Source organism: Allobosea sp. R86505, from assembly GCF_042466375.1.
In the GTDB taxonomy this organism is placed as follows: Bacteria; Pseudomonadota; Alphaproteobacteria; order Rhizobiales; family Beijerinckiaceae; genus Allobosea.
The window spans coordinates 2,907,197-2,922,921 of the sequence record NZ_JAXHPY010000001.1; the positions used below are offsets into that span (position 1 = coordinate 2,907,197).

Consider the following 15,725-nt stretch of genomic DNA (forward strand, 5'->3'; position numbering starts at 1 on the left):
TCCCGGCCATGGCGCCCCGGACCCGCAAACCCAAAGACCCCGACACGATCGTGCCCGACGAGCAGGTCGAAATCCTGCCGCCCGGCCGCGGCCTCGTGCTCGACTGGCGCGTGATCGAGCCGACCGTGGCGCTGGGCACCGTGACGGGCTTTGCGGCCAGCCTCGTCGTCGGCGGCGGCGGGCTTCTGCGTCACGCCGTCGTCGGCCTGCTCGGCATGCTGGTCGGGCAGGGGCTGGTGCGCCTGACGGGCTGGCGCGTCCGCACCGGCTATGCCCGCCTCGACGAGATGGCGATGGCGGTCATCGGCGCCATTCTTGTCGTCTTGCTGGCGCGCTTCATCGCTTAGGGAACCTTTGGTCACAACCTTCGTTGTGGCGGGGCATCCGCGAGACCCGCGGACGGACTGGGGAACGGACGACAATGGAAAACTTCGCTGCCACCATGGCCCAGCCGGGCTATGGCTTCTTCGCCACGATCTTCATCGGCATGCTCGCCGGCTGGATCGCCGAGAAGATCACCTCCTCGGACCACGGCCTCTTCACCAACATGCTCGTCGGCGTCGCCGGCTCCTTCCTCGGCAGCCGCCTGGCGGAACTGCTCGACATCGCGATCTTCGGCTTCTGGCGCACGCTGGCAGCCGCGATCGCGGGCGCCGTCGTCGTCATCGTGATCTGGAACGCGGCCCGCGGGCGCCGCTGACCGACAGGCGAGGCCGCCCTGCGACAGGGCGGCCGGCGCGTCGAAGGTTGCCCTGCGCGGCTGGGACGATTAGCTAGGGATCAGGCGGCGGCCAGGGGCCGCCGCGATGGATCTGTTCCCGATGGCTCTCGTCCTCGACCTGCTCAACCGCGACCCGCGGCCCAATATCGGCAATCCGAAGGCTGAGGCCGCCCAGGCCCCGGCGGAGCTGCGTCATCCGGAGAAGCAGAAGCGGCCCGAGAACCCGATCCTGCGCAAGCCGGACTGGATCCGCGTCAAGGCGCCGGGCTCGCCGAAATGGGCCGAGACCCAGAAGATCGTGAAGGCCGAAAAGCTGGTCACGGTCTGCGAGGAGGCCGGCTGCCCCAATATCGGCGAGTGCTGGGAAAAGAAGCACGCCACCTTCATGATCATGGGGGACACCTGCACGCGGGCCTGCGCCTTCTGCAACGTCAAGACCGGCGTGCCCCAGGCGCTCGATCCGCTCGAGCCCGCCAAGGTCGCCCAGGCCGTCGCCAAACTCGGGCTCGAGCATGTCGTGATCACATCGGTTGATCGCGACGACCTCAAGGATGGCGGCGCGCAGCATTTCGCCCAGGTCATCCGCGCCATCCGCAAGGCCTCGCCCGGCACCACCATCGAGATTCTGACGCCGGACTTCCTGCGCAAGCCCGGCGCGCTCGAGGTTGTGGTCGCGGCCAAGCCCGACGTCTTCAACCACAATCTCGAGACGGTCCCGGGCAAGTACCTGACGGTGCGCCCCGGCGCGCGCTATTTCCACTCGCTGCGGCTGCTGCAGCGGGTCAAGGAACTCGACCCGACGATCTTCACCAAATCCGGCATCATGGTGGGCCTCGGCGAGGAGCGGAACGAGGTCCTTCAGCTGATGGACGATCTGCGCTCGGCCGATGTCGACTTCATCACGATCGGCCAGTATCTCGCGCCCTCGCGCAAGCACCATGCGGTGATCCGCTTCGTCACGCCCGAGGAGTTCAAGGGCTTCGAGGCGATCGCCTATGTGAAGGGCTTCCTGATGGTGTCCTCGACGCCGCTGACGCGCTCCTCGCACCATGCCGGCGAGGATTTCGCGCGGCTGCGCGCGGCCCGCGAGGCGAAGGTCGGCATCGGCCACAACAGCCGCGGCTGAGAAGGCACGCATCCGATGCCGATGTTCAACAACACCCGCCGGGTGAAGCACAGCCCGGAGCAGATGTTCGCGCTCGTCGCCGACGTCGAGAAATATCCGCAGTTCCTGCCACTCTGCGAGGGGCTGACGGTGCGCCGCCGCACCCCGCAGGAGGGCGGCGGCGAGGTGCTGCTGGCGGATATGAGCGTCGGCTACAAGGCGATCCGCGAAACCTTCACCAGCCGCGTCACGCTGGACCCGGCAAATCTGCGCATCCTCGTCGAATATGTCGACGGTCCGTTCCGCTATCTCGAGAACCGCTGGACGTTCAAGCCGCACGAGAGCGGCTGCGAGATCGGCTTCTTCATCTCCTACGAGTTCGCCAGCCGCATGCTCGGGCTGCTGATGGGAGCGATGTTCGACAAGGCCTTCCGTAAATTCGCGGAAGCCTTTGAGCGTAGGGCCGACATTGTTTACGGTGGTGACGCAAGGAGAGATGCGGTCACCACGTCTTAAGTTGTTGCTGCCAGGTTTCCCCGGACCTCTGGGAGACCTGCGATGGATGCCTCGTCGACCCCCGCGCCTGGCCTGGCTGCGGCGCGCCGGACCTCTGTGACGGTGCCGGTCTATGCCGGCACGCTGTTCCTCTCGGCCTTCCTGCTGTTCGGCATCCAGCCGATGTTCGCCAAGATGGTGCTGCCGAAGCTCGGCGGCTCGCCCGGCGTCTGGTCGGTGGCGATGGTCTTCTTCCAGACCGCGCTTCTCGCCGGATACGGCTATGCCCACTGGCTCGTCGGCCGCTTCAGCGTTCGCCGGGCTGCTCTGATCCATCTTGCGCTGATGGCGGGCGTCCTGCTGGTCGGCCTGCCGATCGGCATCGCGGCAGGCTTCGAGCGTCCGCCGCAGGAGGGCGAGACGCTCTGGCTGATCGCGCTCTTCACCGCTTCGGTCGGGCTGCCCTTCTTCGCGGTCGCGGCCAACGGCCCGCTGCTGCAGGCCTGGTTCGCCCGCTCCGGCCATCCCCGGGCCGCCGATCCCTATTTCCTCTACGCCGCCTCGAATATCGGCAGCTTCCTCGCGCTCATCGCCTATCCCTTCCTGGTCGAGCCGGTGCTGACGCTGTCGCTCCAGTCCCTGGCCTGGAGTTGGGGCTTCGGCCTGCTGCTCGCCGCCATCGCGGCCTGTGCGGGGCTGGCGATTGGCGGTGGCGAGAACGGCGTCGCGGTGGTGCGCGCGCTGTCGGCGCCGGCCGCGGTTACCGGGCGCCAGAAGCTGGGTTGGGTCGCGCTCGCCTTCGTTCCCTCGGGCCTGCTCGTCGCGGTGACGGCGCATCTCTCGACCGACGTTGCCTCGGTTCCGCTGCTCTGGGTGGTGCCGCTGGCGCTCTTCCTGCTGACCTTCGTCATCGTCTTCCAGAGCCGCCCGCTGCTGCGGCATGGCTGGATGCTGACCGCCCATCTCGTCTTCGTGGCGGCGCTGATCCTCAAGATGCTGTTCCAGTGGACCATCGGCTTGGGCGGCGAACTCGCGCTGCATCTCGGTCTGTTCTTCACGACGGCGATGGTCGCCCATGGCGAGCTTGCGCGTCGGCGCCCCGATGCGGCCAACCTGACCGGGTTCTATCTGTGGATGTCGCTGGGCGGCGTTCTCGGCGGCCTGTTCTGCGGCCTGCTCGCGCCGTTGCTGTTCAATTCGGTCGTCGAATATCCCATCCTGATCGTCGCGGGCCTGCTCTGCCGCCCCGGCTTCACCAGCATCCGGATGCCCGGGCCCGTGCGGGCGGGCCTGGCCGGGGCCGTCGTCGTCGGCCTGATCGCGCTCGTCGTCACCGAGCAGCAGCGCAGCGATTCCGTGCGCTCCTTCTTCGGGGTCAACCGGATTGTCGACAGCCCGGACGGTCGCTTCCGCGTCCTCGTCCATGGCAGCACGGTCCATGGCGCGCAGCGGCTGCGGCAGGATGACGGCAGCCTCGTCGCCGGTCGGCCGGAGGCGCTCAGCTACTACTACACCGGCGGCGGCATCGCCGACGGCATCGACGCGGTGCGGCGCAGGCGCGGCGGCACGCTTCAGGCCGTCGCGGCCATCGGGCTGGGCACCGGCTCGCTCGCCTGCCAGACCCGGCCGGGCGAAAACTGGACCTTCTTCGAGATCGACCCGCAGGTCGCGCGCATGGCCACCGACCCGGCCCGCTTCAGCTTCATGAGCATCTGTGCGCCGGGAGCCCGCATCGTGCTGGGCGATGCGCGCCTGACCCTCTCGGATGCCGCACCGGCCTCGCTCGACCTGATCGTCGTCGATGCCTTTTCGTCGGACGCGATCCCGGTCCACCTGATGACGACCGAGGCCATCGCGCTCTACCAGAGCAAGCTCAGGCCCGGCGGCGCGATCCTGTTCCACATCTCCAACCGGAACATGGACCTCGGGCCCATCGTGACGGCCACCGCCCATGCGCGCGGTCTCTCGACCTGGATCCGGCTGACGCAACAGACGGTCGAGTTGACCGAGCGGCGGAAATACTCGCCTCATGTCGCCATCGTGGCGCGCCATTCCGAGGATCTCGGCCTGCCGGCCGAACAGGGCTGGGTCGCACAGCCGGGCCCGGGTGCGGCCCGCGCCTGGCGCGACGACTATGCCGACGTGATCGGAGCGATCTGGCGCAAGCTCGCCCGCTGATCGAGGGTCAAGGACCCGACGCGCCCTCGCGCAGTATGTCGAGGGCGGCCAGCACCGACAGCCGCCGGATCTCGTCGCGCGAGAGAGGGCCGAAGCGTCGTTCCCGATGCGCCGTGCCGTCCGGGCCGCAGCAGGCGAAATGGACGAGGCCGACCGGCTTTTCGGCACTGCCGCCACCGGGTCCGGCGACGCCGGTGATCGCGACCGCGAAGGTCGCCGACAGGGCGGCCCGGCCGCCCTCCGCCATGGCCCGTGCGACCGGTTCGCTGACGGCGCCATGGGCGGCGAGCAGCGCTTCCGGCACGGCGGCCAGCGCCATCTTGGCGTCGTTCGAATAGGTGATGAGCCCCCCCAACACGACTTCGGAGGAGCCGGCGATTGCGGTCAGCGCGCCGCCGACCAGCCCGCCGGTGCAGGACTCCACTGTCGCGACCGTCGCGCCGCGCGCGCGGCAGGCCTCCAGCACGGCCATGGCGAGGCGTGTTGTCTCGACGTCGAACATGGCCTCAGCCCTCCATGTCGGGCAGGCGGATTGTCGCGGTCGCGAGTGCGGCCAGCCCCTCCTTGCGCCCGGTGAAGCCCATGCGCTCCGAGGTCGTCGCCTTGATCGCGACCTGGTCGATCCGCACCCCAGCCGCCGTCGCGATGGCCTGACGGATCGCCTCGCGATGCGGCCCGATTTTCGGCGCCTCGCAGACGAGGGTGAGGTCGAGGAAATCGATCACCCCGCCGCGCGCCCGCACCCGCTGCGCCGCGAAGGCGAGGAAGCGGTGCGAGGCGGCGCCCCGCCATTGCGGATCGCTCGGCGGGAAATGGGTGCCGATGTCGCCCTCGGCGAGTGCACCGAGCAGCGCGTCGGTGAGTGCATGCAGCGCCACGTCGCCATCGGAATGGGCGAGCACGCCGCGATCATGGGCGATGCGCACGCCGCCCAGCCAGACATGGTCGCCCTCGGTGAAGGCATGGACATCGTAGCCGGTCCCGACCCGCACCACCAGCGGCCGGCCTGCGGGCGCGCCGCCCCTGTCGAAATCCTGCGGATGCGTCAGTTTCAAATTCGCGGGCTCCCCGGGGAAGGTCGCGACCGGATGTCCGGCCCATTCCATCAGCGCGGCGTCATCCGTGAAGCCGTCACGACCGGCGGCGAGCGCCGCGCGGTGAGCGGCCAGCAACGCCGCGAAGTCGAAGGCCTGCGGCGTCTGCACGCTGACCAGTCGGTCGCGCGGCGGCGTCTCGGCGATGCGGCCCGCGTCGTCCAGCCGCTTGATCGTGTCGGTGACGGGCAAGACGGGGATCGCCGCCACCCTGTCGGTCTCGACCGCCGCGATCGACGCCCGCACCAGGCTCTCCGTCAGAAAGGGGCGGGCTGCGTCATGCACCAGGACCTTTCCTGAAAAGCCGCGCGCCGCCAGGCCCTCGAGCCCGAGACGGACGGACTCCTGCCGGGTGGCACCGCCGCGCGTCGGCGGGGCGATGCGATCGTCGGGCAGGTTGGAAACGGCATCCTGGTAGCGCGCCTCATCGCCGGCGCCGATCACCACCGCGATCCGCGCGATCCCGGGTGTCGCCAGAAAAGGAGCCAGCGCATGCCGAAGAACCGGGCGCCCGTCCAGGAGCCGGTATTGCTTGGGCGCAGCGAAACCGGCCCTCAGCCCGCGACCACCCGCGACGACGAGCGCGGCGACGGCGGCTGGCGTGTCATCTCGTTCGGCGGCCACGGCTCTTGGTCCTGGAGGGACTTCGGTGATAGTCGCAGGCGGCACCGGCGCCAAGCCCCCAGGCTCGCGCTTCGGCCTGCGGGGGACGTTCATGATGCGGTGCACTATTTCGCGCGAGTCTCTTGCGCTCCCGCAGCAATGTCCAATAAATATGCAAGATGAAGGTTGCCTTTAATTCAGGCTTCTCCCTGGCCGGTCCGCTTCCTGTGACGCTGGCGTCGCGCGCCTTGCTGGCGCCGATGTCGGGCGTGACGGACATCGTCATGCGGCGGATCGCGGCCCGCTACGGCGCAGGGCTCGTGATCTCGGAGATGGTGGCCTCGGACGAATTCGTCCGCGGCAGCGAAGAGGCGCGCATCCGGGCCGAGGGTGCCGGCATCTCGCCGCATGTCGTCCAGCTCGCCGGCTGCGACCCGCACTGGCTGGGCGAGGCGGCGCGGCTGGCCGAGGCCAATGGCGCCGCGATCGTCGACATCAACATGGGCTGCCCGGCCAAGAAGGTCACCGGCGGCTGGGCCGGCTCGGCGCTGATGCGCGATCTCGACCATGCCGTCTCGCTGGTGGAGGCCGCGGTCGCCGCGGTGAAGGTGCCGGTAACGGTGAAGATGCGCCTCGGCTGGGACGATGCCTCCCGCAATGCGCCGGAGCTGGCGCGCCGGGCCGTGGCGTCCGGCGCACGGCTGATCACCGTCCATGGCCGCACGCGCCAGCAGTTCTACAAGGGCGTCGCCGATTGGGCGGCGATCCGCGCCGTGCGGGCGGCCGGCGATTTTCCGCTCGTCGCGAATGGCGACATCCGCGATGCCGACGACGCCCGGCTGTGCCTGGCCCAGTCGGGAGCCGATCTCGTCATGGTCGGCCGCGCGGCGTTGGGGTGCCCCTGGCTCGTCGGGGCCATCGGGGCCGCGCTGGACGGGAGCGCCCCGGCCGAGCTGTCGCTCGCCCAGAAACATGCCGTGGCGCGGGAACACTATGAGGGGCTGCTGACCCTGATGGGCAAGGCTCATGGCGTCCGCCATGCCCGCAAGCATCTGGCGGCCTATGCCGACGAGGCCGTCGCCAGCGGCGGCACGGCCGATGCGGAGCAGCGCCGCATCCTGTTGACGACCGACGAGCCGGACCGCGCCATCGCGATGCTGGCCCGGCTCTTTTCGCCCGATTGCAGCCGCGCTGCGGCCTGAACCGAAGGTGTCGCGTATGACGATGGCGTTCGCCGAGAGCGGCGGAAAGGGCAGGGACGATTACCTGCTCGATCCAATCGAGATGCAGGCGCTCAATGTGCTGCCCATGCCCGTGGTGGTGATTGGCGAGCGCAACGGCATCCTCTACGCCAACACCGCCGCCGAGGATTTCTTCCAGTCCAGCGCCGTGGTGCTGAAGCGCCAGCGCCTTGACGATCTCATCGCCTTCGGTTCGCCTGTCCTGGCCCTCGTCGAAGAGGTCCAGCGCCGCGGGGCGAGTGTCAGCGAGTATCGGCTCGATCTCGGCTCGCCCCGGCTCGGAGCCGATCGGATCGTCGATGTTTTTGCCTCGCCTTTGCCCAGCCAGGGCGACGTGGTCGTTCTGATGCTTCAAGAACGAACAATTGCTGAAAAAATGGACAGACAACTGACGCATCGGGGAGCAGCCCGCTCCATCACGGCGCTCGGTGCGATGCTGGCCCACGAGATAAAGAACCCGCTCTCGGGCATCCGCGGCGCCGCGCAGCTGCTGGAAGCGACCGTCCCCGACGAGGAGCGCATCCTGACGCAGCTGATCTGCGACGAGACCGACCGCATCGTGAAGCTCGTCGAGCGCGTCGAGCTCTTCGGCGACGAACGCCCGACCGAGCGCGATCCGGTCAACGTCCATGACGTGCTCGACCATGTGAAGCGCCTCGCCCAATCCGGCTTCGCGCGCCATATCCGCTTCAACGAGATCTATGATCCGTCGCTGCCGCCGGTCTCGGGCAACCGAGACCAACTGGTGCAGGTCCTGCTGAACCTGATGAAGAATGCAGCAGAAGCCATTGGAACACAGGCAATCGACGGCGAGATCACCCTGACCACGGCCTATCGCCCGGGGATTCGCATGCAGGTTCCGGGATCATCGGGCCGCATCGCGTTGCCGCTCGAGATCGGCATCCGCGACAACGGCCCCGGCGTGCCGCCCGATCTGCTGCCGCACCTGTTCGATCCCTTCGTCACGACCAAGGCCCAGGGCAGTGGCCTTGGACTTGCACTTGTCGCCAAGGTGATTGGGGACCATGGCGGGATCGTCGAATGCGAGTCCGTCCCCCGTCGCACAACGTTTCGAATTCTACTGCCTCTGCACCAGTTCCGGGCGCGGCAGGCGGATTGAGGCCTACAGGACCACAGTGAATGCCCACCGGTAACATTCTCGTCGCGGACGACGACGCCGCGATCCGCACCGTCCTCAATCAGGCCCTGGCGCGGGCGGGGTACGAGGTCAGGACCACCGGCCAGGCGGCGACGCTGTGGACCTGGGCCGCCCAGGGTCTGGGCGACCTCATCATCACCGACGTGGTGATGCCGGACGGCAACGCCTTCGACCTGCTGCCGCGCATCAAGCGTGTGCGGCCGGAACTGCCGATCATCGTGATGAGCGCGCAGAACACCTTCATGACCGCGATCAAGGCTTCGGAGCGCGGCGCCTACGAGTATCTGCCCAAGCCCTTCGACCTGAAGGAGCTCGTCGCCATCGTCGGCCGGGCCCTGTCGCGCCCGCGCGGCGAGGGGGCACGGGCGAATGCGGCCGAGCCCGACGACATCCCGCTGATTGGCCGCTCGCCGGCCATGCAGGACGTCTACCGGGCGCTCGCCCGACTGATGCCGATCGACCTGACCGTGATGATCAACGGCGAATCCGGCACCGGCAAGGAGCTCGTCGCCCGCGCTTTGCATGATTACGGCAAGCGCAAGAACGGCCCCTTCGTTGCGATCAACATGGCCGCGATCCCGAAGGACCTGATCGAATCCGAACTCTTCGGCCATGAGAAAGGCGCCTTCACCGGTGCGCTGACGCGCTCCTCGGGCCGGTTCGAACAGGCCGAGGGCGGCACGCTCTTCCTCGACGAGATCGGCGACATGCCGATGGAGGCGCAGACGCGCCTGCTGCGCGTGCTGCAGCAGGGCGAATACACCACCGTCGGCGGCCGCACCCCGATCAAGACCAATGTCCGCATCGTCGCCGCGACCAACAAGGATCTGCGAATCTCGATCGCGCAGGGGCTCTTCCGCGAGGACCTGTTCTTCCGCCTGAACGTGGTTCCGATCCGCCTGCCGCCCCTGCGCGAGCGGGTGGAGGACATTCCCGACCTCGCCCGCCACTTCTTCACGCTGGTGGAGAAGGAGGGTCTGCCGCGCAAGCAGATCGATTCGGAAGCGATGGACATCATGCGGCGCTACCGCTGGCCGGGCAATGTCCGCGAACTGGAGAACCTCGTGCGCCGCCTCGCGGCGCTCTATCCCCAGGAAACCATCACCGCCCCGATCGTCGAGGCGGAGCTGCAACCGGCGACGGCGACAGCGAGCTTCTCCGGAAGCCCCGCTCAGGAGCGGGCCGAGACCCTGTCGGGCTCGGTCGAGCGCCATCTCAACCAGTATTTCGGCGGCTTCGGCGACAACATCCCGCCGCCGGGCCTCTATCACCGCATTCTCCGCGAGGTCGAGCCGCCGCTGATCGCCGCTGCGCTCGCGGCGACGCGCGGGAACCAGATCCGTGCGGCCGAACTCCTGGGGCTCAATCGCAACACCCTGCGCAAAAAGATCCGCGAGCTCGACATGCAGGTGGTCCGCTCGCCCCGGTAAACAGGCGGCGGCTCGGCTCCGCCTTTCATATGTCATATTTTGACAACACCGTTGCGTCGGCGCATCAGTGCGGCGCTGCGAGCGGGCGCGTCTGGTGCGCCGGCCGCCAGGGAGTTGTCTGCGATCGTGTCTGCTTCACCGAGTGACCTGAGGATCGTGCCGCGCGCCGAGGAAACGCCGCGGCGCGTGTCCGGCTGGCTGGGCGCGACGGTGGTCGTCTTCGCTCTGGTCTCGGCGCTGGTGACCTTCCTGGTGCTGTCGGGTGTCACGCCGGTGGTTCCGGTCCATCAGGTCGTGGTCGGCGTCTTCGTCCTCAACGCCTTCCTGATTCTGCTTCTCCTGGTCGTCGTCGCCTTCGAAACCGCCGTGCTGATCCGGGCGCGCCGGGCGGGCGCTGCGGCTGCGGGGTTGCATGTCCGAATCGTCGGCCTGTTCAGCATCATCGCCGCGCTGCCCGCGATCCTCGTCGCCATCATCGCCACCGTGACGATCGAGCGCGGGCTGGAGCCGTGGTTCTCGGATCGGATGCGCGATGCGATCTTCCGCTCCGTCGACGTCGCCGATGCCTATGCCGGCTCGCAATGCCAGTCGCTCGGCCGCGAGATCCGGCTGCTGGCCGACGATCTCTCCCGCGCCAAGGCCGCCTACGACGTCGACCGGAAGTGGTTCGACACCTTCCTCACGGCGCGGGCGACGGCGCTCGGGGTTCCGGTCGTCGCGATCATGCAGTCGCCCGACAAGGTTCTGGCGCGCGCCAACATCGATGTGCTGCGCGATGCGGCCAAGCCCGATCAGGCGGCCTTCGACGATGCGACTGCCTCGCCCGAGCCGATCTGCGTGATTCCCTCCAGCGGCCGGGTCTTCGGGGCGCTGGTCAAGCTGCCGGCCTATGACAACGCGTTCCTGCACATTGCCCGGCAGGTCGATCGGCTGGCGGTCGAGTTCCCGGCGGTCGCCCGGGCCGCCGCGACCGAATATCTTTCGATCGACGCGCGGCGGAAGGGCGTCCAGATCGCATTCGCCTCGATGTACGGGCTCATCGCCGTCATCCTGCTGCTCTCGGCGATCTGGCTCGGCCTGAGCTTCGCCAATGCGCTGGTGGCGCCGATCCGGCGGATGATTCACGCCACCGATCAGGTCTCCAGCGGCAATTTCTATGTCCAGGTGCCGATCCGCCGCTCCGAGGGCGATCTCGCCCATCTCGGCGAGACCTTCAACAAGATGACCGCGGAACTGCGCCGCCAGCGCGACGGGCTGGTGACCGCCAGCGAGGTCATCGACCGCCGTCGTCGCTTCACCGAAACCGTGCTGTCGGGCGTCTCCTCGGGCGTGCTCAGCCTGGACGGCGACGGCCACATCACCATCATCAACCGCTCGGCCGAGAGCCTGCTGGGCACCGGCGGCCGGCTGCTCGGCCAGCCGATCGCGGCTGTCGCCCCCGAAATCGCCGCCTTCGTCGCGGACGCGCTCACCGGGCGCCAGCGTCAGACCTCGGGCCAGATCGCGATCACCCGCGCCGGGCGCGACCGCATGGTCAATGTCCGCGCCGCCCGCGAGGGCGAGGGCGCCGGGGCCGGTCTCGTGGTGACGCTCGACGACATCACCGATCTGGTCTCCGCACAGCGCACCGCCGCCTGGGCGGACGTGGCGCGCCGCATCGCCCATGAGATCAAGAATCCGCTGACGCCGATCCAGCTCTCGGCCGAGCGCATCCGCCGGAAGTTCGGCCGCGTGATCGTGGAGGACAAGGAGATCTTCGAGCAGTGCACGGCGACGATCGTCCGTCAGGTGGATGATATCCGCCGCATGGTCGACGAGTTTTCCTCCTTCGCCCGCATGCCCAAGCCCTCACTGGCGCGCGACGACATCGCCGAGACGGTCCGCCAGATCGTCTTCCTGATGCGCGTCGGCAATCCCGAGTTGACGATCACCGAGAACCTGCCCGTGGGACCGGCGATCGCGCGCTTCGACCGCCGCCTGCTCTCGCAGGCCCTGACCAATGTGATCAAGAACGCCACCGAGGCGATCGAGGCCGTTCCGATGGACGAGCGCGGGCCCGGTCGGATCGACGTCGTCTTCGAGCGGCGGGAGGATGGCCGGATCGTCATCGACGTCATCGACAACGGCAAGGGGCTCCCGGCCGACCAGCGCCAGAAGCTGCTCGAGCCCTATATGACCACCCGCGAGGGCGGCACGGGGCTGGGCCTGGCGATCGTCGGCAAGATCCTCGAGGACCATGGTGGTGGCATCGACCTGCTCGATCGCCCGGATGCGGGCGAGGGCGGGCGCGGCGCCCGTGTCCGGCTCTGGTTCCCGGAGACCGGACCGGCGGAAGAGAACCCGGACGGCGGCCGTGGCGACCAAGCTCGCGACGCGGCGGCGGCACGGCAACAACATGATGGGGCACGCGTATGAGCGCTGACATTCTGGTCGTCGACGACGAGGCCGACATCCGCGAGCTGGTCGCCGGCCTGCTCGAGGACGAGGGCTATCGGACACGCAAGGCGAGTTCCGCCGACGAGGCGCTCGCGGCGATCGCGGCGCGCCGTCCCAATCTCGTCTTCCTCGACATCTGGCTCCAGGGCAGCCGCCTCGACGGTCTGCAGGTGCTGGAACTGATCAAGCAGGCCCATCCCGACCTCGCGGTGGTGATGATCTCGGGCCATGGCAACATCGAGACCGCGGTCTCGGCCATCAAGAGCGGCGCCTATGACTTCATCGAGAAGCCGTTCAAGGCCGACCGGCTGGTCCTGGTCGCCGAGCGCGCGCTCGAAGCCTCGCGGCTGCGGCGCGAGGTGCGCGAACTGAAGAAGGGCTCGGTCCAGGCCAGCCGCATCGTGGGCAAGTCGACCGTCGTCAACCAGCTGCGCCAGACGATCGACCGCGTCGCGCCGACCAATGCGCGGGTCCTCATCACCGGTGAGCCCGGCTGCGGCAAGGAACTGGCCGCCCGCACCCTGCACGAGGCCTCGACGCGTGCCACCGGCCCCTTCGTGGTGATCAACGCGGCGACCATCACGCCCGAGACGATGGAGGAGGAGCTCTTCGGCGTCGAGGCCGGGGACGGCCGTTCCCGCCGCGTCGGCGCGCTGGAGGAGGCCCATGGCGGCTCGCTCTATATCGACGAGATCGGCGACATGCCGCGCGAGACCCAGAACCGCATCCTGCGCGTGCTGGTCGACCAGAACTTCCAGCGCGTCGGCGGCGCGACGCGCGTGCATGTCGATGTCCGCGTCATCTCCTCGACCAGCCGCGACCTGGCCCAGCTGATCTCGGGCGGGCAGTTCCGCGAGGACCTCTATCACCGGCTCTCGGTCGTTCCGGTCAAGGTGCCGGCGCTGTCCGAGCGCCGCGAGGACGTGCCGGAGCTGATCGAGTTCTTCATGGAGCAGATCTCGATCGCGTCCGGCCTGCCGAAGCGCCGGATCGGGCAGGACGCCATGGCGGTGCTGCAGTCGCATGAATGGCCCGGCAACGTTCGCGAACTGCGCAACAATGTCGAGCGGCTGATGATCCTGACCAAGGGCGATCCCACTGCCGACATTACCGTCGACATGCTGCCGGCCGAGGTCGGCGCCATGGTGCCGACGACGCCGTCCGGCTCCGGCGGCGAGCGCCTGATGAGCCTGCCGCTGCGCGACGCGCGCGAGATCTTCGAGCGCGAATACCTGATCGCGCAGATCGCGCGCTTCTCCGGGAACATCTCCCGGACCGCCGAATTCATCGGAATGGAGCGCTCGGCCCTGCATCGGAAGCTGAAGTCGCTCGGCGTGGGCTGAGGCCGGCAGGCATGGCTTGCATGCGCGCTTGCGCGCCGTGCAGGCTCTTCGCCGCATTGCGAAGCAATGTTGCACTTGCGTTGTCGGCGGAGTCGGCGATCTAATGCGGGATCGGTGTCCCGAAGCGGCGCAGGGGCTTGCGCCGCCAACGGGACGAATTGGATCGCGGGCCTAAACCCGAGGAGCGATCCCAACAACAGGGGCTACCCATGGCCGCAGAGCGGGCTCAAAACCTTCAGGACACGTTCCTCAACTATGTGCGCAAGCAGAAGATTCCGCTGACGATCTTCCTCGTCAACGGCGTCAAGCTGCAGGGCGTCGTCACCTGGTTCGACAATTTCTGCGTGCTGCTGCGCCGCGACGGGCATTCCCAGCTCGTCTACAAGCACGCCATCTCGACGATCATGCCCGGCCAGCCGGTGCAGCTGTTCGAGCCCGAGGAACAGGACAAGGCCTGACCCCGATGGGCGCCCGCAGCGATGCGGATGAGGCGCGGGCGGCGACCAAGCCGCTCGACGCCATCGAGCGCGAGATCGCGGCCAACACCCGCGCCTATGTCGTGGGCCCCTATCAGCAGCGTCGCGGTGCGGCCGATTCCAATCAGCGCTCCTTCGCCGCGCGCCTCGATGAGGCCGTCGGTCTGGCGGCGGCGATTGACCTGACCGTCGTCGAGACGATCCAGGTCATGCTGACCGCGCTGCGGCCGGCGACCTATCTCGGCAAGGGCAAGGTTGAGGAGATCGCCGAGCGCATCAAGCTCGAGGAGATCGGTCTCGTCGTGATGGACTGCGCGCTCTCGCCGGTCCAGCAGCGCAATCTCGAAAAGGCCTTCGGCTGCAAGGTCATCGACCGCACCGGGCTGATCCTCGAGATCTTCGGCCGCCGGGCGCGCACCAAGGAAGGTGCGCTGCAGGTCGAGCTCGCCCATCTCAACTACCAGAAGAGCCGGCTCGTTCGGTCCTGGACCCATCTCGAGCGCCAGCGCGGCGGCTTCGGCTTCCTCGGCGGCCCTGGCGAAACCCAGATCGAGGCCGACCGGCGCATCATCCAGGAGCGGATGACCAAGATCGAGCGAGATCTGGAGGCGGTCAAGCGCACGCGCGGCCTGCATCGTGCCAGCCGCAAGCGCGTGCCCTATCCGGTCGTCGCGCTGGTCGGCTACACCAATGCCGGCAAATCGACGCTGTTCAACCGGCTCACCTCCGCCGAGGTGCTGGCGCAGGACATGCTCTTCGCCACGCTCGACCCCACGGCGCGGGCGCTGAAGCTGCCGCATGGCGCGAGGATCATGCTCTCCGACACGGTCGGATTCATCTCGGACCTGCCGACTCAGCTCGTCGCCGCCTTCCGCGCCACGCTGGAGGACGCGATCGAGGCCGATGTGCTGCTGCATGTCCGCGACGTCGCCCATGAGGACACCACCGCCCAGGCGGCCGACGTGCAGGCGATCCTGCGCGATCTCGGCATAGACCCCGATGACGGCCAGCGCGTCGTCGAGGTCTGGAACAAGTCCGACCTGCTGGCGCCGGAGGAGCGCGAGCGCCAGCTCGGTCTCGCCGGGCTGAAGCCCGAGGTCTCGCGCGCGGTGCTGGTCTCGGCCGTGACCGGCGACGGCATGGGACGTCTGACGGATGCCATCGAGAGCCGCATCGCCCGCAGCCGCCCGGTCTACCGGCTGGCGCTGCCACCGGGCGACGGCCAGTCGCTGGCCTGGCTGCACGCCAATGGCGAGATCCTCGAGCGCCGCGACGCCGAGGACGGCACGCTCGACCTGACGGTTCGGCTGCCGCCCGAGCGGGAAGGGGCCTTCGGCGCCCGCTTCCCCGAGGCGCAGCGGGAGAACTAGCCGGACCGACGCGGTCGCAGACGCGATCGCGCGCCTCGAGTGAGGCTGACCGCGATGGCGCCGGGGCGTCCCGG

At 68.6% G+C, this 15,725-nt stretch carries 14 protein-coding genes; 12 read left to right on the forward strand and 2 right to left on the reverse strand.

Translation table 11 applies throughout. From position 1 onward, the window contains the following. The first annotated feature begins 8 nt into the window (after positions 1-8). The 5 genes from SJY11_RS14120 to SJY11_RS14140 all read left to right on the forward strand — a co-directional run bounded on the left by SJY11_RS14120 (position 9) and on the right by SJY11_RS14140 (position 4,499). Entirely contained in the window at positions 9-347 is a 339-nt protein-coding gene (locus tag SJY11_RS14120) for a GlsB/YeaQ/YmgE family stress response membrane protein (RefSeq protein ID WP_376987222.1), read from the forward strand. Between the two features lie 74 nt (positions 348-421). Beyond that, positions 422-700: a GlsB/YeaQ/YmgE family stress response membrane protein gene (locus tag SJY11_RS14125; protein WP_305679838.1), complete on the forward strand. Its 279-nt coding sequence runs from the start codon at positions 422-424 to the stop codon at positions 698-700. A 121-nt stretch (positions 701-821) separates the two neighbouring features. After that, a complete protein-coding gene (gene lipA / locus SJY11_RS14130; RefSeq protein ID WP_376987223.1) occupies positions 822-1,847 on the forward strand; it encodes a lipoyl synthase in 1,026 nt (341 codons plus the stop codon). A 15-nt stretch (positions 1,848-1,862) separates the two neighbouring features. Further along, positions 1,863-2,342, forward strand: a complete 480-nt coding sequence (locus tag SJY11_RS14135) for a type II toxin-antitoxin system RatA family toxin (RefSeq protein WP_376987224.1) — start codon at positions 1,863-1,865, stop codon at positions 2,340-2,342. Positions 2,343-2,384: 42 nt separating this feature from the next. Beyond that, complete coding sequence (locus tag SJY11_RS14140) at positions 2,385-4,499, forward strand: fused MFS/spermidine synthase (protein ID WP_376987225.1); 2,115 nt, start codon at positions 2,385-2,387, stop codon at positions 4,497-4,499. A gap of 7 nt (positions 4,500-4,506) precedes the next feature. Here the strand turns inward: SJY11_RS14140 and SJY11_RS14145 are convergent, their stop codons facing one another. Both SJY11_RS14145 and SJY11_RS14150 read right to left on the reverse strand, forming a co-directional pair. Then, on the reverse strand, positions 4,507-5,001 hold the full coding sequence (locus tag SJY11_RS14145) for a CinA family protein (protein ID WP_376987226.1): 495 nt from the start codon (positions 4,999-5,001) through the stop codon (positions 4,507-4,509). 4 nt (positions 5,002-5,005) lie between these two features. Further along, positions 5,006-6,217 (reverse strand): bifunctional 2-C-methyl-D-erythritol 4-phosphate cytidylyltransferase/2-C-methyl-D-erythritol 2,4-cyclodiphosphate synthase, encoded by a 1,212-nt coding sequence (locus SJY11_RS14150; protein WP_376987227.1) that lies wholly within the window; start codon positions 6,215-6,217, stop codon positions 5,006-5,008. 158 nt (positions 6,218-6,375) lie between these two features. Between SJY11_RS14150 and dusB the strand changes: the two genes are divergently transcribed. The 7 genes from dusB to hflX all read left to right on the forward strand — a co-directional run bounded on the left by dusB (position 6,376) and on the right by hflX (position 15,651). Further along, complete coding sequence (gene dusB, locus SJY11_RS14155; RefSeq protein ID WP_376987228.1) at positions 6,376-7,398, forward strand: tRNA dihydrouridine synthase DusB; 1,023 nt, start codon at positions 6,376-6,378, stop codon at positions 7,396-7,398. A gap of 82 nt (positions 7,399-7,480) precedes the next feature. Further along, the gene (locus tag SJY11_RS14160; protein ID WP_376989327.1) at positions 7,481-8,557 is read left to right on the forward strand and encodes a two-component system sensor histidine kinase NtrB; all 1,077 of its coding nucleotides are present in this window, start codon (positions 7,481-7,483) and stop codon (positions 8,555-8,557) included. A gap of 20 nt (positions 8,558-8,577) precedes the next feature. Then, positions 8,578-10,026: a nitrogen regulation protein NR(I) gene (ntrC, locus tag SJY11_RS14165; RefSeq protein ID WP_326908435.1), complete on the forward strand. Its 1,449-nt coding sequence runs from the start codon at positions 8,578-8,580 to the stop codon at positions 10,024-10,026. A gap of 126 nt (positions 10,027-10,152) precedes the next feature. Further along, positions 10,153-12,441, forward strand: a complete 2,289-nt coding sequence (locus tag SJY11_RS14170; protein WP_376987229.1) for a sensor histidine kinase NtrY-like — start codon at positions 10,153-10,155, stop codon at positions 12,439-12,441. Continuing rightward, positions 12,438-13,805 (forward strand): nitrogen assimilation response regulator NtrX, encoded by a 1,368-nt coding sequence (gene ntrX / locus SJY11_RS14175; protein WP_376987230.1) that lies wholly within the window; start codon positions 12,438-12,440, stop codon positions 13,803-13,805. The genes SJY11_RS14170 and ntrX overlap by 4 nt, the downstream gene beginning before the upstream one ends. A 209-nt stretch (positions 13,806-14,014) precedes the next feature. Continuing rightward, positions 14,015-14,263, forward strand: a complete 249-nt coding sequence (gene hfq, locus SJY11_RS14180) for an RNA chaperone Hfq (RefSeq protein ID WP_054141683.1) — start codon at positions 14,015-14,017, stop codon at positions 14,261-14,263. Between the two features lie 5 nt (positions 14,264-14,268). Beyond that, positions 14,269-15,651, forward strand: a complete 1,383-nt coding sequence (hflX, locus tag SJY11_RS14185) for a GTPase HflX (protein ID WP_376987231.1) — start codon at positions 14,269-14,271, stop codon at positions 15,649-15,651. Positions 15,652-15,725: the final 74 nt, after the last annotated feature.

What these genes read in the sequence shown, in the direction of transcription:
- SJY11_RS14120 (WP_376987222.1), top strand. Translation starts at nt 9, where the DNA reads ATGGCGCCCCGGACCCGCAAACCCAAAGACCCCGACACGATCGTGCCC.
- SJY11_RS14125 (WP_305679838.1), top strand. Translation starts at nt 422, where the DNA reads ATGGAAAACTTCGCTGCCACCATGGCCCAGCCGGGCTATGGCTTCTTC.
- lipA (WP_376987223.1), top strand. Translation starts at nt 822, where the DNA reads ATGGCTCTCGTCCTCGACCTGCTCAACCGCGACCCGCGGCCCAATATC.
- SJY11_RS14135 (WP_376987224.1), top strand. Translation starts at nt 1,863, where the DNA reads ATGCCGATGTTCAACAACACCCGCCGGGTGAAGCACAGCCCGGAGCAG.
- SJY11_RS14140 (WP_376987225.1), top strand. Translation starts at nt 2,385, where the DNA reads ATGGATGCCTCGTCGACCCCCGCGCCTGGCCTGGCTGCGGCGCGCCGG.
- SJY11_RS14145 (WP_376987226.1), bottom strand. Translation starts at nt 5,001, where the DNA reads ATGTTCGACGTCGAGACAACACGCCTCGCCATGGCCGTGCTGGAGGCC.
- dusB (WP_376987228.1), top strand. Translation starts at nt 6,376, where the DNA reads ATGAAGGTTGCCTTTAATTCAGGCTTCTCCCTGGCCGGTCCGCTTCCT.
- SJY11_RS14160 (WP_376989327.1), top strand. Translation starts at nt 7,481, where the DNA reads ATGCAGGCGCTCAATGTGCTGCCCATGCCCGTGGTGGTGATTGGCGAG.
- ntrC (WP_326908435.1), top strand. Translation starts at nt 8,578, where the DNA reads ATGCCCACCGGTAACATTCTCGTCGCGGACGACGACGCCGCGATCCGC.
- ntrX (WP_376987230.1), top strand. Translation starts at nt 12,438, where the DNA reads ATGAGCGCTGACATTCTGGTCGTCGACGACGAGGCCGACATCCGCGAG.
- hfq (WP_054141683.1), top strand. Translation starts at nt 14,015, where the DNA reads ATGGCCGCAGAGCGGGCTCAAAACCTTCAGGACACGTTCCTCAACTAT.
- hflX (WP_376987231.1), top strand. Translation starts at nt 14,269, where the DNA reads ATGGGCGCCCGCAGCGATGCGGATGAGGCGCGGGCGGCGACCAAGCCG.